At 64.5% G+C, this 21911-nt stretch carries 21 protein-coding genes; 13 read left to right on the top strand and 8 right to left on the bottom strand.

What is annotated here, in order from left to right:
- Both rpsE and rpmD read left to right on the top strand, forming a co-directional pair.
- The gene (rpsE, locus tag M2331_RS16405; protein ID WP_181561593.1) at positions 1 to 744 is read left to right on the top strand and encodes a 30S ribosomal protein S5; all 744 of its coding nucleotides are present in this window, start codon (positions 1 to 3) and stop codon (positions 742 to 744) included.
- A 5-nt stretch (positions 745 to 749) separates the two neighbouring features.
- The gene (gene rpmD, locus M2331_RS16410) at positions 750 to 929 is read left to right on the top strand and encodes a 50S ribosomal protein L30 (protein WP_181561266.1); all 180 of its coding nucleotides are present in this window, start codon (positions 750 to 752) and stop codon (positions 927 to 929) included.
- A gap of 102 nt (positions 930 to 1031) precedes the next feature.
- Here the strand turns inward: rpmD and M2331_RS16415 are convergent, their stop codons facing one another.
- Positions 1032 to 2147, bottom strand: a complete 1116-nt coding sequence (locus tag M2331_RS16415) for an acyltransferase family protein (RefSeq protein ID WP_184117227.1) — start codon at positions 2145 to 2147, stop codon at positions 1032 to 1034.
- 227 nt (positions 2148 to 2374) lie between these two features.
- Here M2331_RS16415 and rplO point away from each other — a divergent pair, with 227 nt between their 5' ends.
- The 4 genes from rplO (at position 2375) to M2331_RS16435 (ending at position 6367) form a co-directional block, all read left to right on the top strand.
- Positions 2375 to 2857: a 50S ribosomal protein L15 gene (rplO, locus tag M2331_RS16420; protein WP_181558374.1), complete on the top strand. Its 483-nt coding sequence runs from the start codon at positions 2375 to 2377 to the stop codon at positions 2855 to 2857.
- A gap of 184 nt (positions 2858 to 3041) precedes the next feature.
- Positions 3042 to 4409, top strand: a complete 1368-nt coding sequence (gene secY / locus M2331_RS16425; protein ID WP_181558375.1) for a preprotein translocase subunit SecY — start codon at positions 3042 to 3044, stop codon at positions 4407 to 4409.
- 58 nt (positions 4410 to 4467) lie between these two features.
- Complete coding sequence (locus M2331_RS16430; protein ID WP_181558376.1) at positions 4468 to 5115, top strand: adenylate kinase; 648 nt, start codon at positions 4468 to 4470, stop codon at positions 5113 to 5115.
- A 58-nt stretch (positions 5116 to 5173) separates the two neighbouring features.
- The gene (locus M2331_RS16435) at positions 5174 to 6367 is read left to right on the top strand and encodes a glycosyltransferase (RefSeq protein ID WP_181558377.1); all 1194 of its coding nucleotides are present in this window, start codon (positions 5174 to 5176) and stop codon (positions 6365 to 6367) included.
- Positions 6368 to 6376: 9 nt separating this feature from the next.
- Here M2331_RS16435 and M2331_RS16440 read toward each other — a convergent pair whose 3' ends face one another.
- Complete coding sequence (locus M2331_RS16440) at positions 6377 to 7876, bottom strand: lipopolysaccharide biosynthesis protein (RefSeq protein ID WP_184117285.1); 1500 nt, start codon at positions 7874 to 7876, stop codon at positions 6377 to 6379.
- A gap of 292 nt (positions 7877 to 8168) precedes the next feature.
- Between M2331_RS16440 and rpsM the strand changes: the two genes are divergently transcribed.
- From rpsM to rplQ, 5 genes are all read left to right on the top strand, one after another.
- On the top strand, positions 8169 to 8537 hold the full coding sequence (gene rpsM / locus M2331_RS16445) for a 30S ribosomal protein S13 (RefSeq protein WP_181558379.1): 369 nt from the start codon (positions 8169 to 8171) through the stop codon (positions 8535 to 8537).
- Positions 8538 to 9028: 491 nt separating this feature from the next.
- Positions 9029 to 9418 (top strand): 30S ribosomal protein S11, encoded by a 390-nt coding sequence (rpsK, locus tag M2331_RS16450; RefSeq protein WP_014077853.1) that lies wholly within the window; start codon positions 9029 to 9031, stop codon positions 9416 to 9418.
- Between the two features lie 128 nt (positions 9419 to 9546).
- On the top strand, positions 9547 to 10611 hold the full coding sequence (locus M2331_RS16455) for a DNA-directed RNA polymerase subunit alpha (RefSeq protein WP_181558380.1): 1065 nt from the start codon (positions 9547 to 9549) through the stop codon (positions 10609 to 10611).
- A 371-nt stretch (positions 10612 to 10982) separates the two neighbouring features.
- Positions 10983 to 11159, top strand: coding sequence for an excalibur calcium-binding domain-containing protein (locus tag M2331_RS16460; protein ID WP_220128593.1), 177 nt, complete (start codon positions 10983 to 10985; stop codon positions 11157 to 11159).
- Between the two features lie 216 nt (positions 11160 to 11375).
- The gene (gene rplQ / locus M2331_RS16465) at positions 11376 to 11801 is read left to right on the top strand and encodes a 50S ribosomal protein L17 (RefSeq protein WP_181558381.1); all 426 of its coding nucleotides are present in this window, start codon (positions 11376 to 11378) and stop codon (positions 11799 to 11801) included.
- Between the two features lie 179 nt (positions 11802 to 11980).
- On the opposite strand, the gene M2331_RS16470 is transcribed toward rplQ, so the two are convergent.
- From M2331_RS16470 to M2331_RS16495, 6 genes are all read right to left on the bottom strand, one after another.
- Positions 11981 to 12781, bottom strand: coding sequence for an IclR family transcriptional regulator (locus tag M2331_RS16470; RefSeq protein WP_181558382.1), 801 nt, complete (start codon positions 12779 to 12781; stop codon positions 11981 to 11983).
- 138 nt (positions 12782 to 12919) lie between these two features.
- Entirely contained in the window at positions 12920 to 13861 is a 942-nt protein-coding gene (locus M2331_RS16475) for an alpha/beta hydrolase (RefSeq protein WP_181558383.1), read from the bottom strand.
- A gap of 88 nt (positions 13862 to 13949) precedes the next feature.
- Positions 13950 to 16553 carry a TonB-dependent receptor gene (locus M2331_RS16480; RefSeq protein WP_181558384.1) on the bottom strand — a complete coding sequence of 868 codons (2604 nt, stop codon included), beginning with the start codon at positions 16551 to 16553 and terminating at the stop codon, positions 13950 to 13952.
- A gap of 244 nt (positions 16554 to 16797) precedes the next feature.
- Positions 16798 to 18375 (bottom strand): tannase/feruloyl esterase family alpha/beta hydrolase, encoded by a 1578-nt coding sequence (locus tag M2331_RS16485; RefSeq protein WP_181558385.1) that lies wholly within the window; start codon positions 18373 to 18375, stop codon positions 16798 to 16800.
- Positions 18372 to 18860: a DUF3237 domain-containing protein gene (locus M2331_RS16490; protein WP_181558386.1), complete on the bottom strand. Its 489-nt coding sequence runs from the start codon at positions 18858 to 18860 to the stop codon at positions 18372 to 18374. Before M2331_RS16490 ends, M2331_RS16485 begins: the two co-directional genes overlap by 4 nt.
- Before the next feature lie 16 nt (positions 18861 to 18876).
- Positions 18877 to 20538: a carboxylesterase/lipase family protein gene (locus M2331_RS16495; protein WP_181558387.1), complete on the bottom strand. Its 1662-nt coding sequence runs from the start codon at positions 20536 to 20538 to the stop codon at positions 18877 to 18879.
- A gap of 355 nt (positions 20539 to 20893) precedes the next feature.
- Here M2331_RS16495 and M2331_RS16500 point away from each other — a divergent pair, with 355 nt between their 5' ends.
- On the top strand, positions 20894 to 21370 hold the full coding sequence (locus M2331_RS16500) for a nuclear transport factor 2 family protein (RefSeq protein ID WP_181558388.1): 477 nt from the start codon (positions 20894 to 20896) through the stop codon (positions 21368 to 21370).
- A 59-nt stretch (positions 21371 to 21429) separates the two neighbouring features.
- Positions 21430 to 21909: a nuclear transport factor 2 family protein gene (locus M2331_RS16505; RefSeq protein ID WP_181558389.1), complete on the top strand. Its 480-nt coding sequence runs from the start codon at positions 21430 to 21432 to the stop codon at positions 21907 to 21909.
- The last annotated feature ends 2 nt before the right edge of the window (positions 21910 to 21911 follow it).

Here is a 21911-nt window from a genome sequence, read left to right on the forward strand (position 1 = left end):
ATGGCAGACGAAAACACCACCGGTGAGGGCAATCAGCCCGAGGCTGTTCTCGCGCCCGAGACCACGCCCCAGGACGTGACGGGTGTGGCCGCCGAGCCGCAGCAGCAACAGCGCCGTGGCCGTGGCGGCCGCAGCGGTGGCGATCGGGATCGTGGCGGCCGTGGCCGTCGCGACGACCGTCGCGGTCGTGGCGGTGAGGACGACAATGGCGAGGAATTCGTCGAGAAGCTCGTCCACATCAACCGCGTCTCGAAGACCGTGAAGGGCGGCAAGCGCTTCGGCTTCGCGGCACTCGTGGTCGTGGGTGACGGCAAGGGCCGTGCCGGCTTCGGCCATGGCAAGGCGCGTGAGGTTCCCGAGGCGATCAGCAAGGCGACCGCCGCTGCCAAGAAGGCAATGGTTCGCGTTCCGCTCAAGGAAGGCCGCACGCTGCACCATGATGGTCGCGGACACTTCGGCGCCGGCAAGGTGACCGTTCGTACCGCGCCGGCAGGCACCGGCATCATCGCCGGCGGTCCGATGCGCGCCGTGTTCGAGAGCCTTGGCGTGGCCGACGTGGTGACCAAGTCGGTCGGCACCTCGAACCCGTACAACATGATCCGGGCGACGTTCGCGGCTCTCACCGAGCAGACCAGCCCCAAGTCGGTCGCTCAGCGTCGCGGCAAGAAGGTCGCTGACCTGCTTCGTCGCGGTGGCGCCTCTGCCGAGGTCGCTGCGGCTGACGCCGAAGTGATTGCGGAGTAACTGACATGGCGAAGATCAAGCTGAAGCAGATCGGTTCCCCGATCCGCCGTCCGGCCTCTCAGGAGAAGATCCTGATCGGCCTCGGCCTGGGCAAGATGAACCGTGTCGTCGAACTCGAGGACACGCCGGAAGTGCGCGGCGCGATCCGCAAGCTGCCGCACATGGTGCAAATCGTCGAAGGCTGAAGCCTTTTACGACCGACATTGAAAACGGAGCGCGTAGCCTTGAAGGTTACGCGCTCCGTTTTCGTTTGTAGGTCTGCCGAAAGGTTTCTGGTTGAAGGCGGGTCAGTGACCGCGCGGGACGGCCGGGCGGGATGATGCTGCCGGAAGAGCCAGAGCGGATGCAGGTGCGCGCGGTTTGACATGCTGGGCCGGAGCGCTGCGGGGCGCGGGCGCCTTGGTCCGGATGCCCAGGGCCAGCGGGCCGACGACGGGCGTCTTGAGCAGAATGAGATGCAACGCCACCGGGCCGACCAGCCCGGCGAGGATTCCGACCGGCAGATGAATCGCGAGCGCGTCGATACCGACTGTGTGGAGCGCCATCCGCGCGGCGGCGGTGGCGAACACATGATAGAGATAGATGGTAAAGCTGAACTGCCCAACCTTGCGTGCATAGGGGTGGTGTGGCCAGCGCAGCAGAATGAGCAGGCTGACCGACATGCCCAGCAGCAGCGATGAGGCAATGCTCGTGTTCGGAGAGACGCCGAGCATCAGATAATCATAGAAGGCGCCACTGAAGGCAAGCAATGCAGCCACGGCGGCCAGCGGGACGATCAGCCGCCCATGCTGCGCGATCCACGCCCAGCTTCGATAGACGCACATGCCGAAGATGAAGAAGGGCGCCAGCAGGATCGCTTGGGGCAGTGCGAAAAGAGTCGGGATGGGCGGGGGCCACAAGGCAAGCAGCAAGGCGCCGGCGAACATTGGCCACTGCCCGCGATGATCGAGCGCGATGTCGATCAGGCCGACGACGATGAACAGCGCAAGGATTGCCTGCAAAAACCAGAAGTGGGCATAGGGGAAGATGGCCAAGCCCCAGAGAGCTTCGGGCGGGATGCCGAACCGCGAGCCTTGCATGTAGGCGACCGTTCCAAACAGGACGGCAGCGATCAGGCCAGGGAGTGCGATCCGCCGCGCCTTGCCGCGCAGAAAGTCGCGCATATGGCCTCGCGTGGGCGGGCGCAGGCAGTAGATGAAACCGGCGACGAAGGCGAAGGCCGGCATCCGGAAACTGGCGCCCAGATCGACGATGAACCGCGCGGGATGACCGTCTTCGATTCGCAGGCCGCTGTCGGTCTGGCCCACGACATGGAAGGCAACGAGGAGAACGGTCGCGATAATGCGCAACTCGTCGATGGAGCCGGGCGCGCTCGGGCGCGACCGATCACGAGCGTTAACCATGTAAAGCCCTAAAGCGAATGACTTTTCGAGCCTTCGCACCTGCAAAATTTGTGAATGCTGGGGTGCCGCTTAACCATGAGGCTTGTCACGCCGATAGCGCCGAGCCGTGTGCAGGACGCGAAGGACGGAGATCGGCCGAGACAGATTCTATGGGGTGACAAAGCAAAGTGCGGCAGCTATGGGCCGCACTTTCCACCAGCGCGACAACAGCGAAAGCGAGTGCACTTATGAAGCTGAATGAACTCAAGGATAATGCCGGCTCCCGCAAGGGCCGGATGCGCGTCGGCCGTGGTATCGGCTCGGGCAAGGGCAAGACTGCCGGTCGCGGCCAGAAGGGTGCCAAGGCACGTTCGGGCGTCGCGATTAACGGTTTCGAGGGCGGCCAGATGCCGCTCCACATGCGTCTGCCGAAGCGCGGCTTCAACAACATCTTCCGCAAGGACTATGCGGTCGTGAACCTCGGCATGGTCCAGAAGGCGATCGACGCCGGCATGCTCGATGCGGCTGCGACCATCGACCAGGCGGCGCTGCGCGCGGCCGGCATTTCGCGCGGCGGCAAGCATGGCGTGCGTCTGCTCGCCAAGGGCGAACTGACCACCAAGGCGAACTTCGCCGTGGCTGGCGCTTCCAGCGCTGCCATCGAGGCGGTCGAGAAGGCTGGCGGCAAGGTCGAGATTCTCGCCAAGGCTGCACCGGCCGAGGCCGCATAATCTCCTTGATCGGGAGACAGGCCTGACTGTGAGCTTGCATAGCCGACCCCTCCCGCCGATATGGGCGGGTGGGGTCGCTTGCATATGCCGTCATATGGTCAGGCGCCGGTCAGACGTCTAAGGGATAAGGCTGTTCGTCCCCCAAATCCTGGGCGAGCATCATTTTTCGGGATTGCAAGCGATCATGGCATCACGCGCCGACCAAATGGCAGCCAATCTGAGCCTCGCGAACTTCGGCCAGGCTACAGAGCTCAAGAAGCGGATCTGGTTCACGGTGGGTGCGCTCATCGTCTTCCGCTTTTTCTCGTTCGTCCCGCTCCCCGGTGTCGATCCGACCGTGCTGGCCCAGCTCTATCAACAGACTCAGGGCGGCATTCTCGACATCTTCAATACCTTCTCCGGCGGCAGCCTGCAGCGCATGAGCCTCATCGCGCTGGGCATCATGCCCTATATTACCGCCTCCATCGTCGTGCAGCTGGGCTCGTCGCTCTCGCCCAAGCTGGCCGCCATCAAGAAGGAAGGCGAAGCCGGCCGCAAGAAGCTCAACCAGTATACCCGCTATGGCACGGTCGGCCTCACGGCGATCCAGGGCTATTTCATTGCCGTCGGGCTCGAGGCCTATGGCGCGCAATCCGGGCTGCAGGCCGTGGTCGATCCCGGCATGTTGTTCCGCATCAGCGCGGTCATCTCGCTGATCGGCGGCACGATGTTCCTGCTGTGGCTGGGTGAGCAGATCACCAGCCGCGGCATCGGCAACGGCATCTCGCTGATCATCATGGCCGGCATCGTCGCACAGTTGCCGGTGACGCTCACCAACCTCTTCGAATCGGGCCGTACCGGCTCGATCTCGGGTCTGGTCATCCTTGGCATCATCATCGTCGGCCTCGGCCTCATCGCGGGCATCTGCTTCGTCGAGCGTGCCCAGCGCCGCGTGCTGATCCAGTACCCCAAGCGCCAGACCAAGCAGGGCGTGATGCAGGCGGACCGCAGCCATCTGCCGCTGAAGATCAACACCGCCGGTGTGATCCCGCCGATCTTCGCCTCGTCGCTGCTGCTGCTGCCGCTCACCATCACGCAGTTCTCCGGTGCGGGTGCCAATGCGTCGACCGGTGCGTGGGGCGACTTCGTGCTGTCGATCAACCAGTATCTCTCGCACGGCACGCCGCTCTACATGGCGCTCTACGGCGCAGGCATCATCTTCTTCTGCTTCTTCTACACCGCGGTGGTCTTCAACCCGGAAGAGACTGCGGAGAATCTCAAGCGCAACGGCGGTTTCATTCCGGGCATCCGTCCCGGCAAGAACACCGAGAACTATCTCGATTACGTGCTGACGCGGATCACGGTGATCGGTGCCATCTATCTGGCCCTGGTCTGCCTGATCCCCGAGTTCGCCATCGCCCGTGCCGGGATTCCGTTCTATCTCGGCGGCACGAGCCTGCTCATCGTCGTCAACGTGACCGTGGATACCGTCACGCAGATCCAGAGCCATCTCATTGCCCACCAGTATCGCGACCTCATCAAGAAGGCGCGTCTGAAGGGCCGGATGCGCTGAGCCGGCCGGGGCAACCCGGCCGCAGGCTTATCCTTCTTGTGAATTTTGGGGGAGTGACATGAACATCATCCTGCTGGGACCGCCCGGCGCCGGCAAGGGCACTCAGGCGCAGCGTCTGGTCGCTGCGCGTGGCATGGTTCAGCTCTCGACCGGCGACATGCTGCGGGCGGCGGTGAAGGCCGGCACCCCGGTAGGTCTCAAGGCGAAGGCGGTGATGGATGCCGGCGAGCTCGTCTCGGACGAGATCGTCTCGGGCATCATCGGCGAAGCGCTGGATCAGCTCGCGCCGGATGTCGGCGTGATCTTCGATGGCTATCCGCGCACGGCGGCGCAGGCTGAGAGCCTGGACGTACTGCTGGGCGCGCGCAACCGTCAGCTCGATCATGTCATAGAACTGGCGGTCGACGAGGATGCACTGGTCGACCGGATCACCGGCCGCTTCACTTGCGCAAGCTGCGGTGAAGGCTATCATGATCGGTACAAGACACCAAAGGTCGAGGGCGTTTGCGATCGGTGCGGGAGCACCGAGTTCAAGCGGCGGCCCGATGACAATGAGGAAACGGTGCGCACCCGCATGGCCGAGTATCGCGCGAAAACAGCGCCGATCCTGCCAATTTATGAGGAACGCAACATCGTCAGCCGGGTTGATGGCATGGCGGATATCGATGAGGTGTCGAACGCGATTGTGACCATTCTCGATCGCTGATCCTCCCCTCGTTCGCGAACGAGGCTGGTGCGCTGGGCGCAAATAGGACGGAGCGATAATGGTGATGGGGATCGAAGCGCGGGCGATAAGCCTTCTGGATGACGGAAGGCGCCGCTACGATCCGGTCAAGCCTGTCATCCGGTCCCATCTCGCGCGCCGCTTCCCTCGCCAGGCCCAGACGCGGATTCTGTTCATCTATGCCGATGACCAGATCGCCTGGCCGCAAATCTACCCTTTCTATCATGACGCGGATCGCTTTGACCGACAGGGCTATGCGTTCCGCGCCGTGCCCTATCCGGCGGAAAATGCGGAGCATCTGATCAAGGACGCGTCTGCCATCCTGATCCAATCCTTTTATGTGTTGCCGGATGGCGAGCTTGAGCGCGTATTGGAGCGGGTCAGGTCCGCCAATCCGCACGCGCCCATCACCTATCTCGACTGGTTCGCGCCGACCGATGTCCGCTTTGCCGACCGGGTCGCGGATTATGTCGATCTCTATGCCAAGAAATCGCTGATGCTGGACCGCGATCATTATCGTGTCCCCCAAGCGGCGCATACCAATCTCGCGGCTTATTACAGCGACAAGGCCGGGCTGATTGTGGACGAGCCAAACTGGCGCTGTCGACCGGACATCGTCGATCGCCTCGTGCTGGCGCCGGCTTTTGCGACCGCGCCGGTGCTGCTCAAGGCGTTCGAACAGCGTCAGGCGATCCCCAGCGGTCCCCGCCCCATCGACGTTCATGCGCGCTTCGCGCTTGCACCTGCGCAGTTACACGCCGAGGGTCGGGTCGACGCGGGTGAGCGCACCCATTGGTATGTGATCATGCGCCGCGAGGCCGAGCAGGCCGTGCGAGCCCTCGCTGCGCGCCATCAGGTGGCGTGGCAGGGGCGGGTCGATCGGGCTGCGTTCATGAGCGAGATGGACCAGTCGCAGCTGTGCTTCAGCCCGTTCGGTTTTGGCGAGATCTGCTGGCGCGATCTGGAGGCGGTGCTGACCGGCGCCGTGCTGGTGAAGCCCGACATGAGCCATCTGGAAACCTTCTGCGACATCTACCGGCCCGGGGAAACCTATGTGCCGGTACGCTGGGATCTGTCGGACCTGGAGGATGTCGTCGCGGACTTGCTCAAGCGCCCCGACGAATGCCGGGCCATCGCGGAGCGCGCCTTCGCGGCAATCAAGCGCCATCTTGATGGCCCCAAGCTCGACATGCTGCTGCAGCGATTGACGGCAGTGACCGCCTCGGCCGGCTAAGCCTGCCTTTTATTGCTCGGATAGTCCTGGCTGGGGCCTTTTGAACCGTCCCAGCTTGCGCAGGACGCCGTTGAAGATGGCGATCAGATCGGTTTCCGGTCCTGCAGGCCGTCCGCGCAGGATCCATAGGCCCAGATGGCAGAAGATGTAAGCCACCCCGCCGACCGCAATCGTCGCCAGCAGGCCGGACACGCTGTGCGCGACATGGGCGGGCAGGGCCATCTTGAAGGCGATCACTCCCGCGCACATGCCGCCCACGGCGACAAAGGTGCGCGCGCAGCCGAGAAACTGACGGCGGATGCTGACATGCACGATCTGCTTGGCGAGCAGCATGTTGAGCAGGACAGAGGCAAGGGTGGACAGAACGCGCGCCCCGAGCAGCCCCGTTATGCCGAACAGCAGAAGCCCGGTGATGATAAGCGGCACGCGGAATGCAAAGGTCATGAGATCGCGCACGAACAGCGCGCGGGTCGCGCCCATTGCCATCGCGAGCGGCGCGGTAGCGGTGACCAGATTCTCGAACGCGAAGGTGAAGGCCAACACCTGCATGATTGGGATGATCTCGATCCATTTCGGACCGAGCAACACGTGAACGAACATGTCGGCAACCAGGCCGAAGCCGGCGCCAGCCGGCACGCAGACAGCGAAAATGACGGTCAGCGTGCGCTGATAGGCCGCGGCGAGCCGGGCGGGATCATGCCGAACCGCGGTGAGACCGGGAAACAGCAGCCGGATGAGCGGCGTTGAGAGCTCGCGCGTGGGCATCCGCGCCTTCTCATCGGCGTAGCTATAGAAGCCCACCTCGCGCTGCCCCAGAACACCGCCCAGCACGAGACTGTCGATGCGCGCGTTGACGGTCGTCAGCACGGAACTGAAGGTCATCCAGATCGAGAAGGACCAGATCTCGCGCACCTTCGAGAGTCTGAGGCGCGGCAGATAGGGCGCATAGAGATGCGTGACCACCACGCTGAGGAACTGCATCAGCACGATCGGGATCACGATCGCCCAATAGGTCTGGTACAGATAGGCGATCACGACCGAAGCAGTGACGGCCGCCACGCGCGTTACGACCCCGGCGATCGCGTCCGGTGCGAAGGAGAGCTGCTTCTGGATCATCGGCCAGCGGGCACTGTAGAAGCCGCTGATGAAGGCCTGCCCCGCAAGCGCAAGCATGATCGGCGCCAGGCGACTGTCGTCATACATGGCCGCGACCGGCCAAGCTGCCCCGGCCAGCAGCAGCGTCAGCATCATCGCGCGGATGAAGCCTAGCGTGAACGCGCTGTGGAAGTGATCGTCCTCGATATCGTTGATCTGGATGAGCGCCTCGGACAGCGGCATGGAGGTCAAAGCCGTGACCACCGCGCTGACCCCCAGTGCAATGGCGACCAGGCCGAAGTCTTCCGGCATCAGCAGGCGCGCCAGCACGATCGACGAGGCGAAGGAGACTGCGTTGATGATGACCTGCGAGGTCATCACCCAGCCGGCCCCCTTCACGAGTCGCGTGGTCACCGAGGATGTGGGAGCGCTTTGGGACATGAAAAAGGGGCTCTGATTCGGAAACGGGCGACAGGGCGGCGGGCTGGAAGGCTCATAAGAACCCGGTAGGGGTTTTGATACTGTTAAAGAGGCGGTCCGTTCCGGCCTGCCGTTGACAGGGCACGAGCGTTGCAGTAACGACCGCCGTTCCCAATGCGACAAGGTCAACGGCAGCGCGAGCGAGCGCTCGCCGTGCTTTGCGCGTCCGGGTTCAACGCTACGAGATAGGATGCCCGCCAGAGCATCCTGTGGAGCAGGAGGATATATGGCACGTATTGCGGGGGTCAACATCCCGACCAACAAGCGCGTGATCATCGCGCTGACCTACATCCATGGCATCGGTCCCCGGACCGCCGTGGGCATCGCCGACAAGCTCGGCATCGATCACAGCCGCCGGGTTCAGGACCTGACCGACGCGGAAGTGCTGCAGATCCGTGAAACGATCGACGCCGACCTGACGGTCGAGGGCGATCTGCGTCGCGAAACCGCGATGAACATTAAGCGCCTGATGGATCTGGCCTGCTATCGCGGCCTGCGTCATCGCAAGGGCCTGCCGGTCCGTGGCCAGCGCACGCATACCAATGCGCGCACCCGCAAGGGCAAGGCCAAGCCGATCGCCGGCAAGAAGAAGTAACGCAAGGCCGGATGGCGCGATGCTGGCATGGCTGCGGCCATGCCATCGCGAGCCGCCCGGCGCCGGAGCGATCCGGCTTCTTCTGTTCCGCCGGGCGCATGTGCTGAAACATCGCATCCGCACCCGCCAGAACAGTCCGGACCAGACGTCCCCCGCCGTAGCAGGCCCGCCCCGATAGAGGCGCGCCAGACCCGGCAAGGCCCGCAAGGGCAGGGACGTGCAGGGGCAAGGCGCGACCACCGGACCATCCGGTTCCTCGCTCCCCGCCCCGGCAGCGTGCTAGCGCTCAGGTTCTGGTCCCGCATGGGATCGCTTCTTTCGACGGGCCTGCCGATCATCGGCGTCCGAAGCGGAATGGGTGATCGGCACGGGGGCCGGCAAAGGGACAGTTCTCCCGGGGCGGACAGGCATGGCAGGGTGTGTGCGACGCAGGAATTGCGAAACAGGCGCAGGCACCGGTTCAACCAGTTTCGAGTAGGAAAGTTAGTCAGATGGCACGGGAACCCCAGCGGCTTCGCAGGCGCGAGCGCAAGAATATCTCGGCAGGCGTCGCGCATGTGAACGCCAGCTTCAACAACACCATGATCACCATCACCGATGCGCAGGGCAATGCGATCAGCTGGTCCAGCGCCGGCATGATGGGCTTCAAGGGCAGCCGCAAGTCGACGCCTTATGCCGCGCAGGTCTGCGCCGAAGACGCCGGCCGCAAGGCCGCCGAGCATGGCGTGCGCACCCTTGAGGTGGAAGTCAAAGGCCCGGGTTCGGGTCGCGAATCGGCTCTGCGCGCTTTGCAGGCCGTCGGTTTTACCATCACGTCCATCCGTGACGTCACGCCGATCCCGCACAATGGCGTGCGGCCGAGCAAGCGCCGCCGCGTCTGATTCGGCCCGACGAGCAGGGCGGGGGTTTCTTTGCGGAAACCCCATCCCTGCCCGACCATTCCTTCTAAGGCCGGGGCCGGATCGCAGCTGCACTCCACCGTCCTCCGCCCAACTCCCAGGGGAAATACATGACTGTCAACATCCGGAACTGGCAGGAATTGAAGAAGCCCAATGGCCTCGAGATCAAGGCCGGGGGCGACCCGAAACGCCGCGCGACCTTCGTCGCCGAGCCGCTTGAGCGCGGCTTTGGCCTGACGCTGGGCAACGCGCTTCGCCGCGTGTTGCTCTCCTCGTTGCAGGGCGCCGCCGTCACCGCGATAAAGATCGAGAACGTGCTTCACGAATTCTCGAGCCTCGCCGGTGTGCGCGAAGACGTGACCGACATCGTGCTCAACGTGAAGCAGATCGCGCTCAAGATGGAGGGCGAAGGCCCCCGCCGTCTTCAGCTCAGCGCCACCGGGCCCACGACCGTCACCGCTGGTGACATCGTGGTGACCGGCGACATGGCCGTGATGAACAGCGATCTGGTGATCTGCCATCTGGACGAAGGCGCCAGCTTCAACATGGAGCTGACCGTCGACACCGGAAAGGGCTATGTGCCTGCCGTGAACAACCGCCCGGCCGACGCGCCGATCGGCCTCATCCCGGTGGATGCGCTCTACTCGCCCGTGCGCCAGGTGGCGTATAAGGTCGAGAACGCCCGTATCGGCCAGGAGCTGGACTATGACCGGCTCAACCTGACGGTTGAGACGGACGGCACCGTCAGCCCTGAGGACGCCGTGGCCTATGCCGCGCGCATCCTGCAGGACCAGCTGCAGCTCTTCGTCCACTTCGAGGATGCGCTGCCGACCGCCGGCCCGAGCACGGGTGCAGGCGCCGGTGCCGCCGCTGACGAAGGCGAGGGCGATGCAAACCAGATCAACCGCTATCTGCTCAAGAAGGTGGACGAGCTGGAACTGTCGGTCCGTTCGGCCAACTGCCTCAAGAACGATAACATCATCTACATCGGGGACCTCGTCCAGAAGACCGAGGCCGAGATGCTCCGCACGCCGAACTTCGGCCGCAAGAGCCTCAACGAGATCAAGGAAGTGCTCTCCAGCATGGGCCTGCGCCTCGGGATGGACATCCCGGGCTGGCCGCCGGAGAACATCGAAGAGATCGCCAAGAAGCTCGAGCAGGAACTGCTGGGCTAAAAGCATCGGGTCAAAGTGTACCTTTGACCCGGTTCAGCTTGGATGATGAGAAAAGCCCCTGCCGCAAGGTGGGGGCTTTTTCTATTTGGGGCATTCAGCAGATGATCGTGCTGCTGCGACCTTCTGAGCCAAGGTTCATGTAAGTCGCGTAGGGCCAAGCAGATCTGGTCAACGCGATCATTTGTTAATCAGTTCCACTTATTGCTCCAACCTTAACTAGTCCTCGCAGGGCTTCCATTGCGCGTGAGAGCGGGGGGCAACTTATGGACAAACAGTTTCTGATCTTAACGGGCCTGTTGGCTTCAGGCGCGTTCGGAGGAACGATCCTGGCGACGGCACCCGGTCAGCTTGCCGAAGCACCTCGGGCGGTCATGCCCCCAACGGCCAAGCGATCCCATGAAACTCAGAGCTTTTCTGTCTATTTCCGGCGCTGCGACTATGCGCGGGCCGCGGGGGCCGCGCCAATCCGCAGAGGGCAGCCGGGGTATCGCCCGGAGTTGGATCGGGACGGTGACGGCGTGGCATGCGAGCCTTATCGCGGACGTTGATCCTCTCGCGCGCCGTACTGAGCCGGGACGCCCACCAGGACGGTCAAACCTTCGGCTCTCTTCGCCCACGCTTTCGCTTGACTCTTCGCCTCCAACCCGCTTTAGGGCGGCGCTTCAAGTCCTTCTTGCAGGAGGCCGGGTTTTGGCGGTGCCCGTTATACATCGCCTGGTACGGGGTGCCTTGCACGGCCCCATAACGAACGAAGGACTGAACTCATGCGTCACAGATATGGCGGCCGCAAGCTGCAGCGTACTTCCGCTCACCGCACCGCGATGTTCCGCAACATGGCGGCCGCGCTCATCAAGCACGAGCAGATCAAGACCACGCTGCCCAAGGCCAAGGAACTGCGCCCCTATGTCGAGAAGCTGATCACGCTCGCCAAGCGTGGTGGCCTCTCCAACCGTCGTCTGGCCCATGCCCGCCTGCTCGACGACGCGCAGCTCACCAAGCTGTTCGACGTGCTGGCCGAGCGCTACAAGGATCGCGCCGGTGGCTACACCCGCATCATCAAGGCGGACATCCGCGCGTCGGACGCTGTGCAGATGGCGATCATCGAGCTGGTCGACCGCGACGAGAGCGCCAAGGGCCAGGACAGCGGCCCGGTGCAGACCGCCGATGAGGACGAGCTGGAAGCCGCCTGAAGCCGCCACAGCCCGCCTGACCAGACCAAGTATTTAAAAGGCCCCGCTGGCACGACCGGCGGGGCTTTTTGCTGTCTGCTGAGATGGAGCCGGGGTGACGGCGAGCCCGGCAATGCCGTGAGCGCGCGGGGCCGCAGCCCGCCCCGCGGCGAGACGTCTCTCCGATCTTCCCTTTTCGGTCAGAGGCTCTTGCGCTGCCGGCTGCCGCCATGGCCGAGTGCCGCGCTCATGCCGCGCGCGGCCTTGATCACGGCCGCGCTGAGGCTGGGCTGCATCTCGGCATCGTAGCGCACGGCGGGAATGGCGACGCCAAGGCTGCCGAAGATCTGGCCGCGCGCATTGAACACCGGCGCCGCCGTGCCATTGGTGCCAAGCGCGCTGGGGCTGGTTGCCACGAAGCAGCCCTGCTTGCGTACCCGCTCATTCTCGGTCTGCAGCAGCTCGTAGGTCATTGGCGGCGTGCCCGCCTCCAGCGGCGGCCCTTGCCGCTCGATGGCGATGCGTACATCGGCCTCGTCCAGCCAGGGCAGCATGGCGCGGCCGAGCGCGCCCCAGACGAGCGCGCGGGTCTTGTAGGTCTCCACGACATATTGGAGCGGGTGGAGCGCGTTGATCGTCTCGATGATCGAGCAGCTATGCTCGTTCGGCAAATAGAGCGCGAAGGCACAGGTCTCCTGAAACGCATCCGACAGGTCGGCGAGGAACGGCCTTGCAATGGCGCCATAATCGAATTGCGCGGCGACCATGGAGGAGAGGCGCACCAACTCGCGGCCGACGCGATAGCTGCCATGGCTCGACTTCTCGACAAAGTTCATCGCGCCCAGCGACTGCAGCAGGCGATAGGCGGTGCTGGTCGGGATGCCGACATCCTCGGCGAGGTCGCGCGGGGTGAATTCGCCATGCTCGGCGACAGACTTGAGCGCCCGCAGCGCGCGCTCGATCGCGCCGGTCATTTCGGGAGCTTCACTGGCCTTTGCCATTACCACGCATCCTTCTCGCCGCGCCGGCCGTTTCCCGCCCGCTCCGCGCAGCCCAGCTTCGAAGGCTCTTAGGGAGTGGGCGGTAAATTCGCAATCACCGGACCCCGGTCGCGCGCAATGCCAATTTGCGGCGCGGCTTTAGGGGAAGTTCTTGCGTTGGACCGTCCAGCGCGGATCGGTGCAGAGCGTGCAGTCCGCGCCGACGAACCAGCGCGCGGCGCGCGGGTCGCCCTTGAGCTGCCAGTCCAGCCAGGCCAGCGCCACCGTGCCATAAGCCCCGCCATTTTTGAGCAGGAAGGTGCCGGAATGGGCGACATCCTTGCGCACCGCGAGCATCGCGGGGATGCCGCTGATGCGCGAGAAGTCGTCCGTGCCGTTGGGCAGGGCGCTGTCCTTCTCGCCATGAATATAGGCAATCGTGCCGTGGATCGTCTCAAGCGATTTCTTGGTGATCTCGGGCGCGCCGGGCAGGCCGCCGGTGCCGATGTTCCACACGCCGCCATTGAGCATCAGCGTGGTGGTGACGCGCGGATCGGTGGACGACATCGCCAGCGCCTGCAGCGTGCCGCAACTATGGCCGGAAACGCCGATCTTGCTGGTATCGAGCCGGCCCTTGAGCCGGCTGCCCTCCTTGCTGTTCTGCGCCACTGCCCAGTCGATTGCGGCTTTCATCTCGTGCGGCAGCGTGCCGGTGGGGCCATCGAGCGGCGGCGGCGTCTCGGGCATGCCGAATTCGCGCGGCCAGCGCCCGAAATTATTCTCCTCGCCCTTGGGACCGATCTTGCCCAGCGCCACGACGAGATAGCCATGCGCGGCAATGTGATCGAGCATGTAGCGATAGGCGTTGCCCTTGTCCGCGCAGCCGCCATTCGCCCAGATGAAGATGGGGAGTTTCTTGTCGCGGAGCGCGGCCAGATTGGCCGGCTGATAGACGGTGTGATGATCGAGGCCGTCAATCTCGTCGGTCATCGTCACCCGATAGGGGCCGGCTCCGCCGCTGGTGGAGGTGGTCGCTGGGGCCGCCGTGGCCAGCGCCGCACCGAGCGCGAGGGATATCAGGGCTTTGCTGCTGTTCAACATTGCTGCCTCTCCGGCTTCATCGGGGGATTTGAGAAATGGCCGAGGCGGCGGCGGGATGATGGCCATCCCGCCGCCGCCTGCCGGTGCATCAGAAGGTGCGCTTGAGCGACAGCGACCACTCGCGCGGCATGCCGGGATTGGCCGCCACCGTGCCCGAGTTGTTGTTGGGGCCGATGCCGGTCCAGTACAGCTTGTTGGTGATGTTGGTCACCTGCAGGGCAAGCTGCCAGTCATCATCCGCTGAGTTCCAGGCAATGCGGCCGTTGAGCAGACCGTAGGACGGCAGATAGGACAGCACGTTGTTCTGGACCGTCAGGGTCTGCTGCCGCGAACGCCAGCTCCAGTCGAGGCGCGGCGTGATCGAACCGGTGGAGCCGAGATCGAACTTATATTGCGCGCCGACGCTGATCTGCCGCTTGGGCGCATAGGGCAGCGTCATGCCGTACCGCAGGCCGGCGCCCAGGCCGCCCGACGGTGCCGTGCAGGTCGTCGGCGTGAGGGCCGGCGAGCAGCCCGACAGCTGGTCATATTTGAAGTCCAACAGCGCCGCCGATGCATCGATGAGCAGATTGTCGACCGGCTCGAGCGACAGTTCGGCTTCCAGACCCTTGAGCGTGGCCTTGCCTGCATTGACGAAATAGGAGCAGGTCAGGTCGTTGGGCGAAATCGGGCAGCCCGCATTCGGCGCGGTCGTCACGCGGGAGAAGACGCTCGCGATGAAGTCCGAATATTTATTGACGAATGCCGAGACGTTCAGCTGCGCGCGCCGATCAAAGAACCGCGACTTGAAGCCGATTTCATACGCCTTGAGGTTCTCGGGATCGAACGGAACCGCCTGCGCCGGGGTATAAGGACGGGGATTGATGCCGCCACCCTTGAAGCCGGTGGCGACGCTTGCGTAGGTCATGATGTCCGGCGTCCACTGATATTGCAGCACGGCGCGCCAATCGACATTGTTGCCCTTGTAATCGCCCTCAGCGCCATTCAGTCCGCAGAACGCAACGTGGACGACGCCATAGTTCACGCCATTGACCGTGCAGGGGAAATAGGGCGCCGGGTTACCGGCCTGCACGCCGGGACGACCGCCCCGGAAGAAGCGGAACGTCTTTTCTTCCTCGGAATAACGGATGCCGCCATTCAGCTCGAGCTTGTCGGTGATCCGCCAGGAAGCATTGGCAAAGGCCGCCCAGTTGGTGGCGGGGATTTCGTCATATTCGGTGAAGATCAACAGACCCTGGTTGATCGTGCCGCGATAGGTGCCGAAGCGATTGATGTAGAAGCCGCCCACGACCAGATCGACCTTGTTGTCGAACAGGCTGGAGGCAAGGCGCAATTCCTGGCTGAACTGCCAGTTGGTCGCTTCATAATCGATCAGCGCGTTGCTGAGCGGTGTGGCATCGAAATCCTGCACCCAGTTGGCCGTAAAGCTGCGATAGGCGGTGATCGAGGTCAGCTTGAGATTGTCAGAGAAGCTGTAATCGATGTTGCCGCTGACGCCCCAGCCATTCACGCGACTCTGCGACTTGAAGCAATAGGGCGCGGAGCCATCCACCGGCTGCGCATCGCAGTAGGTGGAGTAATTGACGTAGGGGCTCTTGGTGAAGCTGTCCCCCGCGACGCCCCAGGGCGAATAGGGCACGAACGGCGAGGTGCCGGTCGTGGGATTCCACAGGTTGAGGCCGTTTGTGGGGGCCGTGGAATACATCGGATAGTTGCGGCTGAGGTTCAGCCCCGTCGTGCCCGGCGTGTAGCTGGTCGCGTTGGCCGTGCCGACGAAGATCAGCGTCTGCGGCGCGGCCTCCGAATCGTCGCGGGTGATGTCGCCGCTGATGTTGATTTCCAGATCTTCGGTCGGCACCCAGCGCAGGGAGCCGCGCGCCGCGACATAGGATTTCCCGCCTTCGGTGCCGAGCTGGCAATCGCGCCCGTCGGTCTGGGAGGGAATGTTGTAGACCGCGTCCAGTTGCGGATGGGTACAGGCGAAGTCATAGACCTTCACATAACCATCCTGATTGCGCGACACGCCCGAGATGCGGGCGAACAGACGATCCGGCACGATGGTGAAGTTGGCGGCAGCGCGTACATCCACGCGATTGAGGCTGCCGACGGTCGCTTCCACGAAGCCGCCGTCATTGCCATCCGGCTTCTTGGTGTAGAGCTTGATGGCGCCACCGATGGAGTTCATGCCCGCCAGCGTGCCCTGCGGCCCGCGCAGCACTTCGACCCGCTCCAGATCGAGCAGATCGAGCACCGATCCGGTGAGCGTCGAATAATAGACGTCGTTCACATACACACCCACGCCCGGCTCGAAGGCGAGGCTGAAGTCGGCCTGGCCGATGCCGCGAATATGGGCCTGCAGCGACGGGCCCTGCGGATTGCTCTCGCGCAGGTTCACGTTCGGCGCCTTGGTGGCGATCTCGGTGATGCTGGTCTGGCCGCGTGCCTCAAGCTGCTGCGCGCTCAGCGCGGTGATGGCGATCGGCGTCGACTGCACGTTCTGCGAGCGGAACTGGGCGGTGACGATAATGTCTTCCGTCTTCCCGCTTTCTTGCGGGGCGGCATCCGTCTGTGCGGAGGCCGCGGTGGCGAACAGGCTGGCGGGCACGCACAATGCGGCGGCCAGGGTGATGCGTGATATGCCACCGAGGCGGACATGGCCACGCGCGCGTCCTTTCAGAAACTCGGAAATCATTGGCTCTCTCCCTCAACTCGAATTTTGAAAAAATCGGCTGTCTGGACTCAGGATTTTGTCTTTTTACGTCGTCTGAAAACTGTCGTGGCCCGGTCGCTGCGGTCTGGCTTCGCGGCTGTATCTGCGCGATTGTGTGAACCGGATCGGGCCCTACTCCCCCTTCTTCCCCTCCTTCTTCAATGTCTGGCGCGCACCCTGCGGTAGAGTCGCTCAGGCGACGAGCCATAGGGTGTCGCGAGTGTCGTTACGTGCCTCCCCGCGCATGGCTGTCGCAGCGCAGATCGGCGGCTGGACCGGTCTGGGCGCCCTTGGAGTGTGATGCTTGTCCGGGCCATGCGCAGAGCGGGCGGACCGTCGTCACGGTCCCGTCCGCGTCCGCATGCCGGGCGAGGATCGCGCCGGGCGCGGCGCCTTGCTCCACCCATGCCACCAGCGCCGCGAGCAGATCACTCTCGGGCTTGCCGGTCGCGCTGCGGTCTTCCGATCCGCCGAAGCGGTCGGTGCCGGCCCCGCCCCGGCAGTGCTGCATGCCCGGCACCATGTAGAGCCGGGCGAAGGCGTCGCGGTCCTGCTCCGCCTCTGCGCCCATGCGCGCGAAGAGATCGAGCGTGGAGAGTGGCTGCACGGATGCATCGGCCCAGCCATGATAGAGGATCAGCTTGCCCCCGCGCGCCGCGAAGGCCCGCATGTCCGCGCTGCGGGCATCCATGGTCGCGAAGCTTTTCCGGGCGGCCGCGAGATCGGCGGCAAGATCGAAGCTGGCCGGGTCCCAGCCGGCGTCGCCCCGGCCTGCACTGTGACGCGCATGGCCGAACATCTGGACAGGCAGCGGTGGCAGGCCGCCGGGGCGGGCCGTGATGCCGGGCAGCAGACCGAAATCATGGGTCTTGCCGGTGCTGTCGGTGAGCGGGGCGACGATGTTCGCGATGGTTTTGACCGTGGCGGGCGCAAGGCAGTCTTTAGACTGGCCCGGCTTGCAGGCGAGCTCCTCGACGCGGAAAGCGCAGCTGCGCGGATCGTCGATAATGCCGTCGGCCGCGCCGTCATTCGCGTCGCAGCGCGCAATGGCGCGGCGGGAGACCAGATCCCAGTCCGCCGCGCTGATGGCGACGCCGTCGTTCTGCGTCTGGGCCAGATGCACATGCAGCAGCCGGGCGGCGAGCAGGGGCACGTCCAGACCCGGCGCGCCGATGAGCGCGCCGTCATAATCGCCGGGGTAGAGCTGTAGCTCGCGCAGGCCCTGCCGTCCCCCGCCGGAGCAACCGAGAAAATAGGCGTGCGCGGCCGGCGCGCCGTAAAAACCATCGATGATCGCCTTGGAGACTTGCGTCAGCCGGTGATAGGCGAGATGGGCATAGATTTCCGACTTGCGGGCATCGTCGATCCAGCGCTCGCCCTGGCGGTGCCCGGTATCGCTGGAGGCAGCGGCAAAGCCTTGCTCCACGCCGCGCGCCATGTCGGCATAGTTATAATAGCCCGCCTCGCCGCCGACGCCGGTGCCGAGGAAGCGCCGATTCCAGTCGCGGGGAAGCCAGAGCTCGAAGCCGATGTCGCCGTCGATCATGCCGGCCAATCGGCAGAAGTCCGCTCGCACCGCTTCGCCTTTCGGCGATGTCGGCGAGGTGGGACTCTGCCAGTGCGAAGCGGGCGCCGCCGTTTCGAGTGTGGTGAGCGTCACGTTGGCGGGGAGGAGGGCGCGGGCCGCTGCGCAGCGATCGGCAAAGGCCGGCGTTCCATTGGCAGCGAGCGCAGCCGAGGCGCTGCCGAGCAGGCCCGCCAGAGCGAGGGTCTTGAAAGCTGTGAGGGATCGCCGCGCGATCACAGCACCGCCCAATAGGAGAACACCGCGCGGTCGGCGCGGCGATCGATCTTGCCGACGAACATCGTGCGGCAGAGCCAGTCATGCGGGCCTTCCGGTGCATCGAAGACTGGGCTGGCGCCGGCATAATAGTCCGTCGGGTCGACGGCCTCGTAATTCTGGAGCCGGGCCAGCACATCCTTGTTGCCATGCCGCACGCCGCGGTTCTGCAGCTCGATGATTGTGCCGTCATCCGCCTGGATCAGATAGCGCGCCTCGAACTTGACGGTGTGGTCGGTGCGGATGGTCGGCCAGTCGCCGCCGCTGTGCGGGACGACGATCCCATTCAGGCGCGGGCCGCGTACGATGCCGCTTTCCACGCCCACAAAGCCGCGCTCGGCACCCCAGAAGGTGGGGCCGTAGCGATAGCGCTTGGTCAGCTCGATCTCGATCTCGAAGGCGAAATCGAGCGCGGGCGGCTGGCGCTCGGGCGTTAGCGATCTACTCATTAGCGGCCCCTCCTCATCAGCGTATCCAAGGCCCGGGCGGGCGCGGTTCGCGTTCGCCGAGCTGCTCGGAGCCGAAGCGCGCCATGTAGCTGCGCTGCGCGGCCAGCGGATCGGATTCGAGCCGAACGGTCTTGCCGAAGCGCATCGTGGCCCGCAGCGAGGTTTCGTAGGGCAGCCACACCGGCATGTGCGGATTGTCCGGCCGGCCGGTCCGCGCGAAGGACGTCCACGCGCCGGACATGGCGGCGCGCAACGCATCGGCCTCGGGCGTCACCGTGCCGACGCCGGAGTGCGCCTCGATATTGCCGAAGGTGAAGGCCAGCTCGATACCGTGAGGCGAAACGCCGTGCAGGCTGCCGGTGTCGGTCGGCCAGTCGACCAGATAGAGATAGGCCGGCGCCCGCCCGAGCGCGGCCTTGCTTTCGGCCTGGATCGTCGCGTCGAGCAGATAGGACCGGTCGGTGGTCAGCCGTGCGAACAGCCGGGTGTTGCTATGGTCGGGGAACATGCCCCGCCAGATCTCGATGGCCTTGGGCGCCTCGCCAGGCGGGAAGAACCGCAGCGATTCCTCCAGCACCCGCGCATCGCTCATGGTATCGTAAGAAGGTACATGGCCGAGGAAGATCGTCGTTTCCTCGATCGTGGTGCCGAGCATCATCGGCACGTCGGCGCTGAGCAGCGGCGCGTGCGGCAGGAATGGGTGCTGGACCACGCTCAGCCCGTCCACGAAGGGACGGAACTGGCCGGTCTCGTTGCGCACCTCGATGCCGGTGGCGGTGAGCGTGCGGGTCGGCACGTCCGCCAGCCGGCGAAGCCCGCCCTTGCGGATGCCGAGCTTGTGCAGGAGGCGGTCGGCGCGGTCGAGCGAGACCTCGCGCGAGTCGAGCCGGATGCCGGGGCCGCTCTGCGAGATGGCGCGGTGGAACAGGCCCGAAGCCGCCGGCATCGTCATCATCGCATTGATTTTGCGGCCGCCCCCGGAATGGCCGAAAATCATCACGCGGCCGGGATCGCCGCCGAACTGGCCGATATTCTCACGGACCCAGGCAAGGGCCAGCGCAATGTCGAGCGCGCCGGCATTGCCGGAGAGCGCATAACGCTCATCGCCCGCTTCCGAGAGATTGAGATAGCCATGGACGTTGAGGCGGTGGTTGATCGAGACCATCACGACGTCATGATTGCGCGCCAGCCAGGCGCCATTGCTGACGGGATCGTCCGAGCCACCGACTTCCCAGCCGCCGCCATGGACCCAGACCATCACCGGCTTGCTGCCGGTCAGCGAGCCGGTCCAGACATTGGCGACGAGGCAGTCTTCGGAATGCGTGGGCGTGTCGGGACCGCCGAGAAAGCCATGCTGCGGGCAGCGCGGCCCGTAGCGCGAGGCGTCGCGCACATCGCTCCAGGGCTTGCGTGGGACAGGCGGGAGGAAACGTGCGGCGCCCCCCGTCGGCTCGCCATAGGGAATGCCCTTGAACGCATAAACCGCGCCCTCGGTGATGCCCTGCACCTTGCCGGCCGATGTCGAAACAATGGGCCGCTCACCGACGGTGCCGATGGCGGCGAGCGAGGGCGCGGCGATCAATCCGACGCCAGCGCCGAGCAGGCCGCGCCGCGAGAAGGCCATGTGTGGCAGCCGTGACGCGCCGCCTGTGCGCGCGGTGGAGCACGGATCGCTCATCGCATCGCCTTCCGTGATCGAAAGGCGCGCTGAGACACGCGGATGCAGCCGGGATGCAGCATTGTCCTCTCCTGTGAACCAAGCTCCTGCCGCGACTCTTTCCTGAATCGTCTAGCAATCGTGAGATGAAACTTGCAAATTTGTTCATTCAGTGCAAGCTGGTTCCGTTCAATGAGAAAAAATTGCCGTTTCCCATTTCGTTGCGGAGCGGTTGAGCGGGGAAATGCGGATCGCCGAGTCGGGCCATCGGCCTAAACGAGGCGACCGTGCGGAGAGGGTGCGATTCGGTCCGGCGCGTGCGCGACGGGCCGGCGACGCCGGATCGGACGATCATGGGTCGGGAAGAGGTGAGAGGATGAAGATATCGCTAATGCTCGGTGCCCTCCTGCTGGTGGGCGTGACTGCCGCGATCAGCTGGTGGCTCGGGATCAATCACGAGCGCAGGCGCGAGCAGGCCAATATCGAGATGGTGCTGGCAATGTGGGATGGCGTCATCAATCGCGCCGATCCCGATGCGGTAATGAAATACATCGATGAGGATTACATCCAGCATAATCCCAATGTGCGGCAGGGCCGCGAGGGCGTGCTGGAGCTGATCTCGCTGATCCGCAACCCCCCGCCCGCAATGATCCCCCCCGGCAAGAAGACGCTGAAGAAGGCCATCGCGCAGGGCGACTATGTGGTGGTGATCTGGACCCAGCCGCAGCCCGATCCGCACAATCCCGGCGAGACCTACTCCGGCGAAGCCTTCGACATGTTCCGCATCGCCGATGGCAAGGTGGTCGAGCATTGGGACGATACCCGCAAGGCGCTGACACCCTGGCGGCGCTAGGGGCTGACCCCAGTTCCGGCGCCCAAGACAAGATTTGAGACCTGAGGAGAGGAACGTTCATGGCCAGTTTCGCTGACGACCGCGCGGAAATCGAGGATCTGCAGGCGCGCTATCTGTTCGCGCTCGATTGGCAGGACCCGGATGGTTACGCCGGCACCTTCGCCGAGGAAGGCGTACTGGATTGGGCCGGTGGCATCGTGCGCGGGCGCGAGGCGATCCGCGAGGAGTGCAAGGGCATGCGCACTTACTTCTCGGGGCGCGGCAAGGGCGAGGAGCCGACCCGCCCGCCGCGGCTGCGCCACTTCATCACCAACATCACCGTGAAGGTGGAAGGAGACAAGGCCTGGAGCCGCTCCTTCTGGTTCGAGATCGACAACGATACCCGCCTGCGCACGCCCTATGTGGGCGGCTATGGCCATTATGAAGATGAGTTGCGCCGCGTCGATGGCAAGTGGCTCTTCACCTTCCGCAAGATATGGAACGAGTGCATGGAGGACCGCGCCGCCGAATATGTGAACCCCGTCACGCAGATGGGTTGAGC

The sequence above is a fragment of the Sphingobium sp. B10D7B genome (assembly GCF_025961955.1).
Classification (GTDB): Bacteria; Pseudomonadota; Alphaproteobacteria; order Sphingomonadales; family Sphingomonadaceae; genus Sphingobium.